At 68.9% G+C, this 16,313-nt stretch carries 14 protein-coding genes and 1 pseudogene; 6 read left to right on the top strand and 9 right to left on the bottom strand.

Going from position 1 to position 16,313, the window contains the following annotated elements; genetic code table 11:
• The first annotated feature begins 230 nt into the window (after positions 1-230).
• The 3 genes from O7595_RS01205 to O7595_RS01195 all read left to right on the top strand — a co-directional run bounded on the left by O7595_RS01205 (position 231) and on the right by O7595_RS01195 (position 2,814).
• The gene (locus O7595_RS01205; protein WP_269726838.1) at positions 231-1,118 is read left to right on the top strand and encodes a glutamate ABC transporter substrate-binding protein; all 888 of its coding nucleotides are present in this window, start codon (positions 231-233) and stop codon (positions 1,116-1,118) included.
• Positions 1,119-1,388: 270 nt separating this feature from the next.
• Positions 1,389-2,135 carry a response regulator transcription factor gene (locus tag O7595_RS01200; RefSeq protein ID WP_269726837.1) on the top strand — a complete coding sequence of 249 codons (747 nt, stop codon included), beginning with the start codon at positions 1,389-1,391 and terminating at the stop codon, positions 2,133-2,135.
• 445 nt (positions 2,136-2,580) lie between these two features.
• Positions 2,581-2,814, top strand: coding sequence for a hypothetical protein (locus O7595_RS01195; RefSeq protein ID WP_269726836.1), 234 nt, complete (start codon positions 2,581-2,583; stop codon positions 2,812-2,814).
• Between the two features lie 3 nt (positions 2,815-2,817).
• On the opposite strand, the gene O7595_RS01190 is transcribed toward O7595_RS01195, so the two are convergent.
• Both O7595_RS01190 and O7595_RS01185 read right to left on the bottom strand, forming a co-directional pair.
• Positions 2,818-4,827, bottom strand: coding sequence for a hypothetical protein (locus O7595_RS01190; RefSeq protein WP_269726835.1), 2,010 nt, complete (start codon positions 4,825-4,827; stop codon positions 2,818-2,820).
• A complete protein-coding gene (locus O7595_RS01185; RefSeq protein ID WP_269726834.1) occupies positions 4,824-5,276 on the bottom strand; it encodes a hypothetical protein in 453 nt (150 codons plus the stop codon). Before O7595_RS01185 ends, O7595_RS01190 begins: the two co-directional genes overlap by 4 nt.
• 492 nt (positions 5,277-5,768) lie before the next feature.
• On the opposite strand from O7595_RS01185, the gene O7595_RS01180 reads away from it, so the two are divergent.
• Positions 5,769-6,314, top strand: a complete 546-nt coding sequence (locus tag O7595_RS01180) for a hypothetical protein (RefSeq protein WP_269726833.1) — start codon at positions 5,769-5,771, stop codon at positions 6,312-6,314.
• A gap of 306 nt (positions 6,315-6,620) precedes the next feature.
• Here O7595_RS01180 and O7595_RS01175 read toward each other — a convergent pair whose 3' ends face one another.
• Positions 6,621-7,427 carry an alpha/beta fold hydrolase gene (locus tag O7595_RS01175; protein WP_269726832.1) on the bottom strand — a complete coding sequence of 269 codons (807 nt, stop codon included), beginning with the start codon at positions 7,425-7,427 and terminating at the stop codon, positions 6,621-6,623.
• A 764-nt stretch (positions 7,428-8,191) separates the two neighbouring features.
• On the opposite strand from O7595_RS01175, the gene O7595_RS01170 reads away from it, so the two are divergent.
• On the top strand, positions 8,192-8,662 hold the full coding sequence (locus tag O7595_RS01170) for a hypothetical protein (protein ID WP_269726831.1): 471 nt from the start codon (positions 8,192-8,194) through the stop codon (positions 8,660-8,662).
• Positions 8,663-9,051: 389 nt separating this feature from the next.
• On the opposite strand, the gene O7595_RS01160 is transcribed toward O7595_RS01170, so the two are convergent.
• The 5 genes and pseudogenes from O7595_RS01160 to O7595_RS01130 all read right to left on the bottom strand — a co-directional run bounded on the left by O7595_RS01160 (position 9,052) and on the right by O7595_RS01130 (position 14,672).
• Positions 9,052-10,788, bottom strand: a complete 1,737-nt coding sequence (locus tag O7595_RS01160) for a hypothetical protein (RefSeq protein WP_269726830.1) — start codon at positions 10,786-10,788, stop codon at positions 9,052-9,054.
• Complete coding sequence (locus O7595_RS01155; RefSeq protein ID WP_269726829.1) at positions 10,785-11,540, bottom strand: hypothetical protein; 756 nt, start codon at positions 11,538-11,540, stop codon at positions 10,785-10,787. Before O7595_RS01155 ends, O7595_RS01160 begins: the two co-directional genes overlap by 4 nt.
• A 218-nt stretch (positions 11,541-11,758) precedes the next feature.
• Positions 11,759-12,577, bottom strand: a pseudogene (locus O7595_RS33605) (IS630 family transposase); the annotation flags it as partial.
• A gap of 136 nt (positions 12,578-12,713) precedes the next feature.
• Positions 12,714-14,012 (bottom strand): cytochrome P450, encoded by a 1,299-nt coding sequence (locus O7595_RS01135; protein ID WP_269726825.1) that lies wholly within the window; start codon positions 14,010-14,012, stop codon positions 12,714-12,716.
• 366 nt (positions 14,013-14,378) lie between these two features.
• Positions 14,379-14,672, bottom strand: a complete 294-nt coding sequence (locus O7595_RS01130) for a DUF2180 family protein (protein WP_269726824.1) — start codon at positions 14,670-14,672, stop codon at positions 14,379-14,381.
• A gap of 95 nt (positions 14,673-14,767) precedes the next feature.
• Here O7595_RS01130 and O7595_RS01125 point away from each other — a divergent pair, with 95 nt between their 5' ends.
• On the top strand, positions 14,768-15,043 hold the full coding sequence (locus O7595_RS01125) for a DUF3040 domain-containing protein (protein ID WP_269726823.1): 276 nt from the start codon (positions 14,768-14,770) through the stop codon (positions 15,041-15,043).
• Positions 15,044-15,174: 131 nt separating this feature from the next.
• On the opposite strand, the gene O7595_RS01120 is transcribed toward O7595_RS01125, so the two are convergent.
• Positions 15,175-16,056: a universal stress protein gene (locus tag O7595_RS01120; RefSeq protein ID WP_269726822.1), complete on the bottom strand. Its 882-nt coding sequence runs from the start codon at positions 16,054-16,056 to the stop codon at positions 15,175-15,177.
• Between the last annotated feature and the right edge of the window lie 257 nt (positions 16,057-16,313).

The following is a 16,313-nucleotide window of genomic DNA, read 5'->3' as shown; positions in this document are numbered from 1 at the left end:
GGACGTGCAGGGATTCCGTTTCCCCGGCCAAGTGGGTGTGCTGCACGCATGAGGCCGCATCAACGAGTCGAGGGGGGAAGCCGGGCCGGCACCGCATGGCCCAGAAGAATCCGAAGAGGGGCGGTGCAGGCAATGCCCCTGCGAACGCCATGCCATAACCGTACCGGGAGCGCCGATGACGCGATCCCGGTCGCACGTTCTCGTCCAGCAATCGGTCGAAGGGTGTACATATGCGGTATCGTAAATCAGTTGCTGTGGGAATTCTTTGCATCTTGCCGACTACCTCTTCGTGTGGATTTGATGGCGATACCGGCAGCCATGCGTCAGGGCTGCCCGCATACCCGGTCACTCCGGAAGTGACGATTGATTCTCCCGTTTTCGAACGCGCCAAGAGGGCGGGCAAGATTGTCATCGGCTCCAAGGACGACCAGCCGTTTCTTGCCTCTGTGGATGCAGACGGAAATCGATCCGGATTCGATATCGAGGTCGCCAGGATGGTTGCAGCCGATCTTGGGTTCTCTGCCGACCAGATCGAGTTCAGGACGGTCCGCTCCGACGCCCGGGAGCGCGCCATCGCCCGAGGCGACGTCGACCTCTACGTCGGCACGTACACCATGAGCGCCGAGCGCATGAAGAAGGTGGACTTCGCGGGTCCGTACCACATGGCAGGCGCGGATCTGCTGGTCCGGATGACGGAGATGCAGATCGACGGCCCCCAGGCTGTCCAGGGCAAGAAGGTCTGCTCGGTGAGCGGGTCCACTTCCCTCCAGGAGATCAAGAAGCCGAACTATGGTGCCACGGCGGTCGAACTCCAGAGTTATCCCGAGTGTGTGCGTCAACTGCTTGACGAGAAGGTCGATGCGGTCACCACGGATGATGCGATTCTCTTGGGTTATGCCGCTCAGCATCTGCTGAAGATTCGGGTCGTGGGTGCGCCGTTCACGAAGGAACCCTACGGGATCGGCATGAAGAAGGGTGACCAGGCTCTGAGGGATGCCGTGAACGACGCGCTCGAAGTCCATCGCGACAACGGCGACATCAAGGAGGCTTTTCTCGCGACCCTGGGCCGGTCGGGTTCCTCGTACAGAGAGCCTCCACCGCTCGAGAACTACCCCTGACCGCAACGAGTCGCACGCGACCCTCGATCTCTGTGGTGACGCCACGGGGGCGACGTCATGGACCTGAGCCGGATTTGAGGACCGTCAGCCGACCCATCGGCATCCATCCGGCCGGGCCACGACAACTACCCTTCGGTAGATGGGAACGGAACTGTTGGCCAGTCAGTAGAAGTGTCCGCGATTCGGATGACGCCTTGACGCGGCACGCGAAGTCGGAGTGAATTCGCCCCACTGCATCGCCGAACGACTGACAAATGCCAGGGAGCCGGGATGAGACTGCTGCTTGTCGAGGACGACCACCATGTCGCCACCGCAGTGTCCGCGATCCTCACCCATCACGGATTCGAGGTGGTCCACGCCTCCACCGGCGAAAAGGCCATGCGGACACTGCTGTCGAACGACGTCGCCCCCTTCGACGTCATCCTGCTCGACCTGGGTCTGCCCGACCAGGACGGCTACGAGGTGTGCGGCAGGATCCGAAGATGGTCCAGCACTCCGGTGATCATGGTCACGGCACGCTCCGACGTTCGGTCCCGGATACACGGCCTCAACCGCGGAGCCGACGACTACGTCGTGAAGCCGTACAACACCAGGGAACTCATCGCACGTATCCATGCCGTCAGTCGGAGGACCGCCCCACCGAGTGACGGTGAGGCGAGGAAGAGGAGCGATCTGCGCTTCGGCACCGTACGAATAGAGCTGACCGCCCGCCGGGTGAGCGTGGCCGGTACAGCGGTGCATCTGACCCGCAAGGAGTTCGACCTCCTGGCTCTGCTGGCACAGCGGCCCGGCGTCGTCTTCCGTAGGGAGCAGATCATCAGCGAGGTGTGGGAGAGCCGTTGGGAGGGCGCGGAGCGCACTCTCGAGGTACATGTGGCTTCACTGCGTTCCAAACTGCGGACGTCCGCCCTCATCGAGGTGGTCCGCGGAGTCGGGTACCGTCTCGCCGCCCCGTCTGCGCAGGCTCCGGTGATCAGTACGCGCGACCACCGATCACGCCCGGAGTCGAACGCCTGACCGTCAGCCCGACCCGTGACAGGCACCAACCAGAGGCGCGGCTGCGTGCGCTGAACGGCTGCGCAGGGTGAGGCGGTTGGAAGGGACCGGTGAGCTCAGTCGTAGGTCTGGTGTGAGGCGGGGGAGCACGGGCACGGGGTTTCGCCGGCTGAGGCGCTCGGCGAGCTGCGGCGGGGCGGCGCAGGACGAGGGGACGGGGGAGCAGCTCCGGTTCGAGGTGGAGCAGGCCGAGCCCACGCGGGAAGTGGAGTTCCGAGGCGATGGCACGGCAGGGTGAGGGGCGACGTCGGTGTGCGGGGAGCGAAGGCGGGTGGGGAGGACGGTGGTGGCCTGGACAGCACGCGGAGGCGGACGCTTGCGCCCCAGGTCCGTGACGAGGCGACAGGCGCGATCGGGCCCGGATCCCGCGCCGCGCGAACGGCCCGACGTCCCGGAGGGCGAGCCCGTGCAGCAGTTCCCGGAGGAAATGAGGCCGAGCGACCCGCCGTACCACACCGGGGAGAGTGAGCTGCCGGGGCACGCCGCGCGCAGGCCGGCGGGGCACCTGCTCGACGAAGGCCACACCGTGGCCGCGGCGGCGCCCCGGGGCCGCCCACAGCCCGCGTCGCCGACCGGGCCCGCGCACCGGGCGGCGGCCGAGACCGGCCGGGAGCCGGTGGTGGACGAGGCTTCCGGCTGATCGCTACGGCCGACGGGCCAGCCGCTCCTGGAGCCGGACATGCCGGAACTCGTACGTGGGCCCGCTCGCCCGCAGTAGACCGCGCCGGTGCGCGTCGTCCAGGAAGGCCATGAGGCGTAGGGGCGTGCCCTCGCGGACGGAGAGTTGTACGGCGGTGAGGGCGGTGGCGACGGCTGCGTTGCTGAGAACGCCGGCCATGAGGGCGTGGCCACTGCCCATGGCCACGCCGAGGGCGAGACCGAATCCCGCTCCGTTCGACATCGCCGCCAGCCCCCCGGCGTACAGGCCCACGGCGCCGCCGGCCAGCATCCCGAGGGGGAACAGCATTCGCGTGTGATGACGCCAGATGTCCCTGGGACCGAGGACCCTCGTCTCGGTCTCCAGCTCCGGGATCATGTCGCGGGCGAAGCGGGCCAACGGAAGGGGTGCCACGATGGTTCTGGCCACAAGGTCGGCGGCACGTCCCCGCAGCAGTAGGCCGCCGAATCCGTACGGCAGCCCCAGCAGGCAGCACTGCAGCAGGCTCTGCGGATGCCCGGCGAAACGCAGCGCGAGCCAGGTCAGACCGGTCACCGTGATCCAGTCGGACAGACCCCCCGCGATCGCGAGGAGGGGCAGGACGTCCCGCCAGCCGGCGCTGGTCAGCCGCTCCTGATGATGGAGCCGGGACATGCGGATGCCGGCATCGAGAGTGCCCAGGGTCCACCCCATCAGCGCGGCGCCCGCGGCCCAGAGCGTTCCGATCCACGGCGCGAGGGCGAGGACGACGACCGTCACGTACACCACGGTGACGGCGGTCCCCGTGATCCACGCCCTTGAACGCCGACCCGGCCAGGACGGAATCCGCCACCAGCGCAGTCCCCCGGTGTCCTCCTCGGTGAGCCGAGCGGCGAGGTACCGCAGCGTCCGTTCGGCCGTCTCGGGGGAGTAGGGGCGGCATCCATGGGGCCGCGGCTTCCTTGTGTAGGCCGCGGCGACCGCGTGATCGAGCAGGTGGTCCCGGACGGCGTCGGGACCGGCCAGCCCGAACAGCTCCTCGACCGGCCCGTCGGGCGCGTAGACCTCCGCCAGGAGACTCACCGTCAGGGGATCGGCCAGGGCCCGGGCCACCGCGCTGTCCGGCTCCTCCAGGAGCTGATGGACGAGCTTCTGCCAGGCCGCGGGAGCCGGGTCGCCCAGCGAGTCGAGCAGGTACTCGGCGGCGTCGGCGGGCCGCACCGGTTTGAGCTCCAGGGCGACGGCACCGGCCAGCAGCTCCCGCTCGGCCGTGTCCGCGGCCTCCTCGGTGCGGGAGATCAGGACGACACGGAACGGCGCGGACTCCAACGCGGCCACCGCCAGGGCCCGCACCTCCTCGTCGACCTCGTCGAAACCGTCGAGGAACAACGCGATCCGGCCCGTCTCCAGCAACCGGCGGAGATGCCTGTGTCCCTTGTGCATACGGGACAGCCGCTCGACCGCCCAGTCGACCACGTCCCTCCTCTCGTCGTCCGGTGCCCAGCCGTCCAGCGTCATCAGCACCGGCACCGGGATCGCCGACTTGTACGGCGCCCTCGCCGGGTCCGCCCGGTGGTGCAGCGCAGCGCGGAGCAGCATCACCGCGGCCGATGTCTTGCCGGCCGCTGCGGGCCCGACGATCATCAGGCACCCCGAGGCCAGGCCGCCGTACACCCGGTGCAGATCGGTCAGGTCGCCGCCGGCCCGCAGGCTCTTCTCGGTCAGCGGGGCGACCCCGGGCAGCGGCGGGAACTTCCGCGGGCCCCGCTCGGCCATGGCGGCGGCGATCCTGGTCGTGAGACGGTGTCCGCTCACCCGCCAGTGCACGGGCACCTGGCTCTTGAGCAGTCCCCGGCTGTCCGCCTCCGCGTGCCAGTGTCTGCCCACGGCGTCGGCCAGCTGGTTGGCGGACCGGTCCAGCTCGCTCTCGCTGATCGTGACGGTCGTGTGGTGGATCTCTGCGTGACTGTCATGGCCGTTCAGGACGACCGCGGGCCTGAAGAAGTTGTTGATCACCCGGCCGTCCCGAAGTTGACCACCGCACGGCTGCGCGCGCCGTTCAGGACCACGGGGGAACCACCGTGGAAGTTGTTGACCACGCCCGCCCCTCCGGATCCGTCGTCGGTCGCGAACTCGTGCGCCAGCGCCCGCGCTTCGGCGGCCACCCGACCCCGCTCGGCGGGTTCCATGCTCTCCAGCATCTCCGCGAACTCCGCCGTCCACCTTCGCGTGTGCTCCGCTCGTACCCGCTGCAGCTCGTCATCGTCCGGGGCCGCGCCCAGTGCGGAGACGGTCTCCTCCCAGCTCGCCTCGACCTCGCTCTGCCGCTCGGTGTCGCCGCGGCCGAGAAGCCGGGTGAACCGGAGCACGCCGGCGTCGTAGCCGTGGTTCAGCGCCGCCGCGAGCACCGTGGTGCCGCAGAACGCCGCCAGCTCCGGGACATCGTTCAGCCAGTCCATGGCCATGTGTAACCCCCCATTGCCTGCGGGTCTCCACCCCGCATTCGAACCAGATGGTCTTGCCGCCGTCGATCCGCCGAGAAATTCCTCACTCGTCGACCCGGCAGCGACCAGACTAGGCCCTCGGCCACGTTCCGCCTCGGCGATGGCACGCTCTGTTACGAAAGTGGGCTGAGTGAAGCCGTCGGACACGCGGCTCGCACGCGGGCCGTCTGACGTACCGGCAGCACCGTGCAGCGGGGGTCGAACACGGGTCGGTCCGGCGGGAATTGCTCCCCGCCGGGGCCTTCGAGGCGTGCTGGCACAGTAACGCCGGCCGAGCGCCGGCCCTGCGCTGCACCGCACAAAGCGCCTGCCGGCGGGGGCGATCGGCCTGCCGCCATCGGCAGGGACATCCGATGTCCCACCGAGAAGAGGTGGTCTCCGGCGAAGGTGGGTATGGGTTCCCGGTCGTGGGGCGTTGAGCGTGCGGCATCAGGGAACCGGTCGGGAGGGACTGTGGCGCTCTTGGATCAACTGCCCGCTCTGATAGGCGTGGTGGTGGGTTCGCTCGGCTCGTATGCCGTGCAGAGCCTGACCGAACGTCGACGGTGGAAGCGGCAGCGGGAAGAGCGGTGGGACGAGAAACGCTTCGAGACGTACGGCCGCTACGCCAATGCTCTCAAGGCGCAGCTTCGGGTCGCCCAGCGCATCGGTGCCGCCCTCGGATTCGCGGAGGTGACAGATCCGCTGCGGCCGGCCGACGGTCTGCCCCTCCTCGCCGAGGCGGAGTCCCGGCGTGCGACCGAGTGGGAGTCCGTCCTGCTCGTCGGGGACGCGGCGACGATCGCGGCGGCGCGGCGCTGGCACGAGACGGTCTGGAGCATTGAGCTGCTCGTACGGGAGGGGCAGGTCGACGCCGAGATGTGGGCCAGGGCCCATGGGTTGGCGAGTGCGGCGCGTGATGCCTTCTACGAGCGCGCGCGGCGTGACCTCGGCATCGCGGGAGATCCGCCGCCGTCGGGGGAGTGGCCGCGGCCGTGGCGGTCCGAACTGACCGGATGAGTTCCCGGGGTCGGTCACGAGCTCCGGCCGGTGCCGTACTTCGTCGATGCGCCATTCATCGCGAACTGCCCCCTGGCTTGGGGCTTCGTGATCGGTCAATCCTCGATGGCACACGATCGCCGGCCCGCCTGCTCGGCCGGCTGCCGGCTGTTCCTGCGGGCCACCGGGGCGAGCCCGCACGCAGGCGCGCGTGCGGCGGCGGAGCTCAACGCGGCGGAAACGGTGGGCCGATGGTCAGGAAGAGGTCGTCCAGTTCGAGGTCCCTGTGCTCGGCAGCACGCTCGGTGATCACCTCGTGCCGAGCGGTCAGCGCATGGTCCGTGCCTGGGTGACCACTTCCCGTACAGCGTCGGTGACGACCTGTGGTTGCTCCACGCTGATGCCGTGCCCGCTGCCGGTGTCAGTGATGTGGTGGGCGTGGAGTTCGTCGGCCAGGCTCTTCTGCGCGGCCAGCCACGCGGGCCACGTCGATCCGCTCTTCCCGACCCGCAGGTCCCATGGCTGGTCGGAGGTGAGCACGGCGGCGGGAAGCGGGTGCGGCAAACGCGGTGCGGCGCGGATCTGGGCGACGCTGGACTCGTAGTCGGGCACCTCGAGACGCTTCTTCGAGTTCGTCGCCTCGATCTTGCGCATCCAGTCCGACCACTGTGTCGGTGTCAGCGATTCCTTCAGGAACTTCGACGCGCCGTCGACCGTGACCAGACCGGAGACCCGTGAGGAGTCGGTCTGTGCGAAGAGAGTTGTGATCATCGCCCCCCAAGAGGCTCCGACCAGCACGTACGGCTCGCGTTCACCGGCAGCGGAGAGCACCGCCCGCAGGTCGTCGACGCCGGCTCCGGCCGTAGTGGGCTGTGACACGAGGGTCGAGGGGCTCAGCTCGCCGTCGACGCGCGTCGTGCCCGGGCGGTCGTAGGCACACACCCGAGTGAAGGACGCGACAGCCGGAAGCACCGCGGAGTCGCTTGGTTCCGGTTCCGCCGAGGGATTCGCCGGGTCCGTGACGCTTGCCCACTCGTCCCAGGCACCGCCCGCCCCGGACACGAGCACTACCGTCGGAGATCCGGATCCGCGGCACTCCAGATGTATCCGGCGTCCGTCACCGAGGGGAACCATTCGTGCGGAATCGCCGGGGCCCACACTCGTGGTAGCCGTCACACCGGCGGGCGTCCCCACCACCGGACCCGTACTCCCACCACCAGGGACGCCGGCCCGGGCTGCACACGCGGCGAGAGCGAACAGGGCCGCTACGGCGACGGCGCTGGTGAGCGATCGATGCCCTCGTGGCGGCGGCCGCCCCGCCCGGGGCTCGGTCCTTCCGGACATACCTGCAGTCTGGCACGTCACTCGAGAAGGTTCGCGGTGCTCCGTTCTCTGTGTGACCGGGAGTCTCCTCACCATGCGCGTCCGCCCGTAGTGCCTCGGTTTCGGTCCGCGAAGGTGTGAACGTCGTGTTGGAGGACTCGGCGGGCGTGCCGTCCGCGCTGGAGTCGGGTCGTGCTCATGGACTCCGGCGGATGCTCCTTGGGGCAGGCGTCGGCGAGCACCCGGCTCGTGTAGTGGCACCCGTGGCCGGTGCGCATGACAGCCCCCGCGAGGCTGGCTGAGGTCCGCTCGGCGGCGGCCAGTGCGTCCGCGACGATTCGGCGCGCTTGTGGTCCGCGATCGCCCGGCCGGCCAGGGCGTGAGGCGAGGTCGATCACGGTGGACAGCTGAGCGACGACTTTCGTCCTCCCCATCATGCCGCCGTCGCTCCGGCTCCTCACCGGGACGGGACACCGGAACGGAAAATCTCCCGTCGCAAGGGGCCATACCGACTCTGGCACGGCGTCGTGCGGGGTACCTTGTGGAGGGGCGGCGTCGTCTCCGGGGGGAGCGGTATGGGACTGGAACAACGACCTTTCGTGGGGCTGCGGTTCACCGGACCGAATGACGAGTTGCATCGCGCGGCACTCGAGTGCATGGTGCCCGAAGCCCTGCGGAGCGCCTTCCGGGATGCGGTCCGCACGCCGGAGCCGCCCTGCGTCAGGCTCGGACGGAACGGGAACCGCGTCCACCACCTGTACTTCTCCGGGCCCGGGGAAACAGTGGGCCTGGAAGTCACGGTCCCCACCTATCAGAGCCGCGACGAACTCCTCGCTCTGGAAGGTGAGTTGCTGGCCGCGTCGGGCATGCCGTCGGAGGTCTGCCTGCGCGTGACGGCGGTGCTCGACCCGTTCGACAACGCTCCCTCCGTACCGGAGATAGCGGAGCGGCTGGCGGCGGCCCACCGACGCGGGGAGCACTGGAGCACCGTGCCGCTGGCGACGATCGCGACCTTGGCCGAAAGCTGGCGTCGTCGCGGTTACTGACCGGGGACTACCGCACCGGTGGCGCGGTGCCAGCCCGGATCTCGGATGGACGGGCCCAGTCACCGGGGGTTCGCCAGGGGCGCTCCCGTCATGAGGGTGACGGGAACCGATGCCGATCGGCGATGGTCCGAATCCATGCCCGCGGACTATGAGCGGTACCTCGTGCGGTGGTCCTCCGGCCCTTCGCCGAGGACCTGACCGCCCGGGCGGCGGCACTCCCTCCTCGGCCAATCCTCGAACTGGCAGCGGGGACCGCCGCGCTGACAGCAGACCTGCTTGCGTGAGTCGACCTCGACCGGGCCGGTCGCATCGGCTGCCGTCGCACAGCCGCCCTCCAGGCGAAGCCTGCGCGGGCACGACTGCCGGGCAAGAGGATCACCCGCTCTTGGCTAGCCGCTCGGTGTCGGGGTTGGCGAAGGTGTCGAGGACTTCGGGCATGTCGACCCGCCGATGGATTCCGGGACGTACACGCCGCCGCTGCAGGGGGCGACCTGAAAGATGAAGAGGGAGCCTTGGGTTCCCATCATGTACACGCGGCCGCCGTAGCCGATGTTGATCAGGCTTCCCGTGGTCGTCGCGGGGTGGGCAGCGCTCTGGGCGAGGGTCTTTCCGGTGGCCTCGTCCAGCCACATCAGGGTTTCCTGGTAGTTGGAGTCCTCGGCGAAGGACTTGGCGGGCGTGTTGCCGAGGACGTTCTGGGTCAGGAGGACCCGTTTTCCGGCCGGGCCGATCGCGGCGAAGTAGTCGCCCATGGTGATGTCGTCACGCTGCCACTTGACCTTCATCTCGCCGGTGTCCTGGTCGATGTGGACGGCCCAGATTCCCGGGACGAGCCAGTCCTGCATGAAGAGCAGGCTGTTCGCCGGGTCGGTGGAGAAGGCGGCGGCGGACGTGCTGACACTCGCGCCGCGGACCGGCAGCTCGGTGCCCCAGGGGCACAGGCGGCTGGAGTCGTTGGGATCGTCCTGGCTGACGGCGAACGCGCAGATGGGCACACTCTTGGAAGGGGCCGCGTTGGCGTTGGAGATGATCCACTTGCCGATGACGGCGGGAGCGTCTCCCGCGCCCTGCCCCTCCAGCAGGTACTGGGGCGCCCAGGTGGTGTCCTCGGTGAGTTTCCGCGTCTGCGGATCCCAACGGATGCGGAGGATGGTCTCCGTGCCGTCGAGGTAGGCGTAGATGTTGTCCTTCCAGGTCGTCACGATCGGGCGGGCCACGACGGCCTGGCTGAGTTTGATCTCGTCGACGACCTTGAGAGAGGCCGGATCGAGGACGGCGACGGTGGTCTTGGGGTTGGCGGCCGTGGCTCCGGGGCACGAGGAAAGCGCGTAGTTGCCGTAGGTGAGGCATCCGGGCACACGGTTCTGGCTCTTGAGCAGGATGTGCCCTTGCGGGTCGGGCAGGATGTGGAATCCGTCGAAGTTGGCGTCGCTCGCCGGCCCGTCGAGGATGGGCACTTCCTGGTGGGCGAGCATCGCGCCCGACGCGGGGTCGAGCCGGTACACGTGGGCCCCGAACGCCGCGTAGACGCCGTCCTTGCCCACGGCCATGCTGGGGGCCGGGTTGAACTGGCCGCCAACGTTGATGTTCAGCAGGGGCCGGCGCCAGATCTCCTTGCCGGTCGAGGGGTTGAACTTCGACACGTACGGTCCCGGCGAGTACGCCTCCAGCCCGCTGCTCCCGCCGATGAGATAGGCGTCGTCGGGTCCGCCGAAGGTGACGAAGACGATGCCGCCGGGGTAGTTGCTCTCGGACTTGTACATGAAGACCTGGTTGGGGCCTTTGGAGTCACCGGTCCACGTGGCGCACGGGTAGACGCCGCTGTGGATGGAATCGGTGTGCTCCGGTGCCCCGATCACCGGCGGGTAGTTCACCATGTTGTTGGCGGGGTCGGCTGCGTAGGACTTCATACAGGCGACCTCTTTGGAGATCGCGTTCAGATCCCCCACGAGCGGCCCGGTGTTCGCCACCGGGCTCTCGGCGAAGCCGCTGAGGCTGTTCTTGACCTGCGGAGTCGCTCCCTTGATCAGCGGCAGAACGATGAGCACGGCGAGTACGACGACGGCCGCGGCCACTTCGAGGACCGGCTTCAGGACGCGCCAGGCGCGGTGCCGGAACTTCTTCACCTGCCTGCCTCCTCGGCCGCCGGCATCGATGGGCCCGGCTCCGCCCGGCGGGCCGCCTTGACCTCCCGGTACTCCTGAAGTGCCAGGATCGAGCTCGCGAGCAGCAGCCAGACCACGAACGCCGTCCACCAGGCCCACAGGCCGAGTGCCCCGGTGGCGGGGTTGAGGATGCCGCTCACCCAGAAGGGGCTGATGAACGCGAGCACCGAGAGCACCGCGGCGAGCAGTGCCAGCCACCCCAGCCAGCGGCCCATCACTCCGGTGTGCAGGATCACCTTGCCCACGGCGAAGAAGAACAGCGACAGCACCCCGCCGCCGAGCGCGAACAGCACCGCCGAAACGGTGAAGAACGCGGGCACCGCTGCCGCCTGCGCCGGGCTCGTCGTGAGCAGGACCGCGTACGTCAGCGCCAGGCCCACCAGCATCAGCGCCGACCCGACGCCCGCCCCCACCAGCGCGACCGTCGTCCCCCGCGCCGACCCGTCCTCCGCTTCCCTCAGAACCCGCCACAGTGGTCCCAGGAACCACAGGAACAGCGCGATCCCCAGGGTGGTGAACAGCATCTGCAGCCTGACCGCATTCACGTTCTGGGAGTAGAAATCGTTCACCGTCTGCGCGTTCTCGATCGACGGGTACGGCGTACCACCCGAGGGATCGGTCTGCATGAACATGATGAACGCGAGCACGAACATGACGACCGCGAGCAACCCGATCGCCGCACCCAGCTGCTCCCAGCCGCGACGCTCGCCCATGGAACCGCCTTCCCGCACCTCGGTGGTTTCAGCTGATCAGTGCAGGCCATGCGCTCCCGCCAGGCGAATCCATGGATGAGCAGCAGGACCTCTTTGCGCATGTTAGGGAGAACAAGGCGCTAACACGGGCATTACGCCGTTCCGGGGCGGAGCTCCAACCGGGAATGCGTGACCGCATCGGAAACGGGCACTCATCGGGCAACGTTCGCCCTCGTGACGAGTGAGCGCAGGTAGCGGCAGAACTCCAGGAACTTGGAGCGGTTCTTGGTCATCGTGATGTGCCCGTACAGCTGCTCCTCGGCGAGGACGTAGGCGGCGAACAGGTGCCGGACCCCGAGCGATCGGGTGTAGGTCGCCCGCCGTCGGGGCCCGCGTTCGCGATCGGGGTTCTTGTGCCTTCCGCCGCGTTCGGCCCTCTGCCGTCCGGGGTGGGGCTGCAGGTCGAGCGGCCCGAACTCGTCCAGGCGGACGATGACTTCGGGCTCGCCGTCCTCCGGTATGTCGTCGCCGTCGGCGATCGCGTAGAGGTGCTCGACCCGGACCTTCTTGGCGGCGTAGTCCGGATCACGGGAGGTCTTCCAGGTCTTCACGCGTTGAAACGAGACGCCCTCCTCGCGGAGCAGGACCCGAAGGCCCTCATGGCTGATGTCGTCGACCCCCCTCGGCGACCGGGAAGTCCGCCGGCTTGGCCTGACTCCAGGTGGCGAACGGCAGGCCGTGCTCGAACGGTCTGGACTTGGTGATCTTCTTGATCTCTCGGCGCTCAGGCGGAGAGAACGCCCTCGGCCGCCCATCCGCGTACCTCGTGTGGAGCGAGCCGAAAGCGTCCGTGTTGCAGTTGTGGATCGCGTCCCGCACCCGTTCCGCGCCGGTGAAGGTCACCTCGGCGATCTCGCCACGGGCATGCGCTGGGCGGACAGGAGCACGATCTGGGCCCGCCGCCAGGTCACTACCGAACCCGTGCCCCTGCGGATGATCCGCAGCAGCCGTTGCCCTTCGTCGTCATGGACCTCTCGGACTTGTACGCGGTCAGCCACGGCGATCGGACTTCGGCGGTATCCGTTCGAGGTGCGACGGCAAGGACAGCAGGATCGCGATCCACAGCTGGAGTATCGGTGAGGCCAACCCCTTGTTCGGCCCGAAGATCCCCGGTCGCTGAATACCTTGGCCTGGTCATGTGCTGCTACTGGCGTGACCGAGGCCGGCTGGGCGACGGTGGGTCGCCATGGTGAGAGTGCCGCTGTCGTGATTGACCGAGGGCGGGGTGAAGGCGACGTCCAGGCGGGTGAGCCCGCGGAAGTTGAGGCTGCGCTGCCACTGGAGCGGGGCCTCTTCGAGCCGCAGGGCGGGAAGCCTCGTGAGGAGTGCTTCCAGCACGATCGCGCCTTCCAGCCGGGCCAGCGCCGCACCGAGGCAGAAGTGCGGCCCGTACCCGAAGGCGACGTGCCTCCCGCCGGGCCGTTGGAAGTCCAGCACATCGGGATCCGGGAAAGCGGCCGGATCCCGGTTGGCGGCCCCGCACAGCAGGAGCACCACCTGCCCAGCAGCGACGGTGCGGCCCGCCAGTTCCAGTTCGTGGCGTGCGCGGCGCAGCATCAGCTGTACGGGGCTGTCGTAGCGAAGGAGTTCCTCGACCGCGGCCGGTATGAGTTCGGGCCGGCTGCGCAGTTGGTCGGCTGCGTCGGGGTGGCGGAGCAGGGCGAGCGCGGCGTTGCCGATGAAGTGGGTGGTGGTCTCGTGGCCGGCGATCAGGAGCAGGGCGCAGTTGGCGAGGAGTTCGTCGAAGTCCTGGTCGGTGTTCTCGGTGTGTGCGGTCAGGAGCGCGCGCAGTGTGTGGGGTGGGGGCGGGGTGTCCTGGCGGGTGAGGAGTGCGCGGAGGTAGGCGAGCGTGTGCGTCATGCTCTGCGAGGCGGCGCGGTTGTCATCGGCGTCGAGCCGGGAGCTGCCGATGGCTGCGGCGATGGGACCGGACCAGGAGGACAGCGTGTCCCGGTCCTGCTCCGGAACGCCGAGGAGGTCGCAGATGATGGTCAGGGGCAGGGGGCGGGCGAGGTCTGCGACGATGTCCATGCGTCCGGTCGGCGCCGCGTGCGTGATGATCTGCTCGACAGCTCCGGAGATCTTCTCGCGGAGCACGGCCACGGCCCGGGGCGTGAAGGCCTTGCTGAGCAGGGCACGCAGCCGGGAATGGTCGGGGGCGTCACTGTAGAGCATTTGCCGGCTCAGGACCCGGGCCAGCGGCCTCAGCTCCTCGGAGACGGCCTCGATGTCGGGATAGCGCACCGAGGACAGTCGCGGGTCTCCCGCGGCGCTGCTGACCACGGCGTGACCGGTCGCGACCCAGGCGTCCAGGCGGCGGTCCCAGAAGAGGTCTGCTGCGCTCCTGAGCTCGTCGTAGAAGTCGTAGAGGCGTTCCTGGGTCCGGGGCCGGAGAGCCAGGAGGAGAGACGCGGGCGGCGCGGGAGTGTGCATCGGCCAAAGCTAGCTCCGTGCGGGAGCGCATCTGCCTGATTGGAAAGTTCTGTCTGATCCGTGGGATCACAGATTTCGTTCGGCGATCGACAGAGCAGGCAGATGTCCAAGATTGTCCGAGCCGGACTGCGCCGAGGAGGGGACAGGCAGCGAAGAACGGTCGCCGGTGAGTTCGCGGCACGCGAGCCGTTCCAGGACAGCCGGCCCTTGGGTGCTTCTGCTCCGACGAATCAGGCAGAGCCGGAGCGCCTCGACCGGAGCGTCCTGCACGGGTCCTCGGCCGCCGCGAAGTCTGCTCCGCGGCGGACGAGAACGGTGAGCACGCTCGGCATGAGGCTCCTGAGCTGGGAACGCGTACCGCTCGGTCTACTCGCCGTGCTCGGCCGTTTCGCATGAGGGGCAGAGGAGGCGACGCGCCGGCTGCTCCTGCGTCCGCTTGCCGAGCCCGGCCCGCCGGTGCTGCACCTCGCGCGTCTCGACCCTGACATGTGCGGCACACAACCCCGCTCCACAACTTCGGCACACTGCCTCCGCGGGCGCCACCGTGCCGGAATCTCTGCTGCATTCGAAGCAGTTCATCACGCCTCCGATGATCACTGCCTCCCGCTCGCTGCCGACCCGGTCCAGCCGTTCAAGCGGGCGGGAGAGCGTTTCCAGCATGAGTCACGCCCTGCGGGGTACCCGCAGCCCGGCGGGAGAAACCTGGCCTGCGAGTCCGGCGCCGCCGGGCCTCGGCAATGCGTGAGGCGATGCTCATGGAATCGCACGAGCACGACATGCTGACCGAGATCGAGCGATGCCTCGCGCGAGAGGATCCCGACCTGGACGCGCGCATCGATCTGCTCAACCAGCAGTTCTGCGGCGATCCCCCGGACGACCACGGGCCGCGCAAGCACCTGGACTGGTCCGTGCTCGCCCTGGTACTCATCAGCCTGCTCACCGTCGGCTTGATGGCGTTCGCAGCCGCCCGCTCCCCGTCGCCTCCTCCGGCCGACAGGGTGGAGACGTCGACGAGCGCCGCGGCCTGGTGAGGGCTACTCTTCGCATCCCGCATCCCGCATCCCGCATCCCGCATCCCGCATCCCGCACCCGCTCGAAGCAGTCGGCCTGCGTGGGTACGGCGAGCGGGGGCGCGGCGTGGCTCGTGCTCGTCGGCGCGACCTCAGTCGTGCGCGGTGGGTACCACCGCGACCGGGCAGTCCGCGGAGTGCAGGACCTCTCCGCTCACCGACCCCAGCAGCAGCCGCTTCATGCCTGCTCGACCACGTGCCCCGACGACCACGAGAAGTGCATGGTGGGAGGCTTCGACCAGGAGGCTCGCAGGTCGGCCCCGCTCGGCGCGCGCCCTGATCTCCGGACGTGGCTGCAGCGACCTGTACGAAGCGAGTATCTCCTCGAGGGTGTCCTGGGCCTCGCTGGGTACTGTTTCGTACCGCGCCAGCAGTGGCCCGCTCGGGCCGGGGGTCGGCATTCCTGGAAGCGGGGACGCATGAACGACCTCGAGCACGGCATCGCGGCGCAGTGCCGACTCCAGCGCGAACTCCATCACGCTCGGCTGCACGTCCTCGACGTCCAGGCCCACGACCACACGCCTGTCCGCGCGATCGGCGACAGCGCCGGGGCGCAGCACGAGGACCGGGCACTGGGAGTGCGTGGCCACCTGAAGGCTCACCGAGCCGAGTGGCAAGCGGGGAAAGCCGCCGCTGCCGCGGTGACCGAGGACGATCAGCGAGGCATCTGCCGACCGGTCGAGGAGCGCCGAGGCGGGAGAACCGATCACTCGGTCCGGCACCACATCCAGCTGGGGGTGTTCCCGGCGCACCGACTCGATGATGGGTGCCGTCACACGTTCGATGCGCTGGAGATAGGGCTCGTCGTCGGGTGCCGCAGATCCGGCAGACGACGGCCACTCGGCCGCATGCATGACGAAAAGGCGCGCTCCACGATGGTTCGCTTCCTCCGCGGCCCGATGGGCCAGCACCGCCTGACCCTCGGTGTCGGCCACCCCGACGACCACCGCACCCGCCACGTCAGGATCGCGCACCGCCGACTCCTCTCCCGTTCCCGTGACAGGGGGCTCACTCGTCCGCCGGTACCCGACCGGTCTCCGAACAAGCTCAGCACGGGTCCGGCACGTGTGCCACAGCGTGTGATCGCCGGGGCCGAGAGGCACGGGGCGTGATCCACCTCTCCCGTCCTCGCCACGGTCACGGTCGGCGCTGTGCGGGCTCGGTTCCGAGCCGGTGGCATCCGCAGCGTGTCGGCGTCACCTTCCCGAACCGACCTGCGACGGTGAGTGCT

The organism is Streptomyces sp. WMMC940 (assembly GCF_027460265.1).
GTDB lineage: Bacteria > Actinomycetota > Actinomycetes > Streptomycetales > Streptomycetaceae > Streptomyces.
The sequence above is the reverse complement of the archived record's forward strand: the minus strand, read 5'-3'. Positions and strand labels throughout refer to the sequence as shown.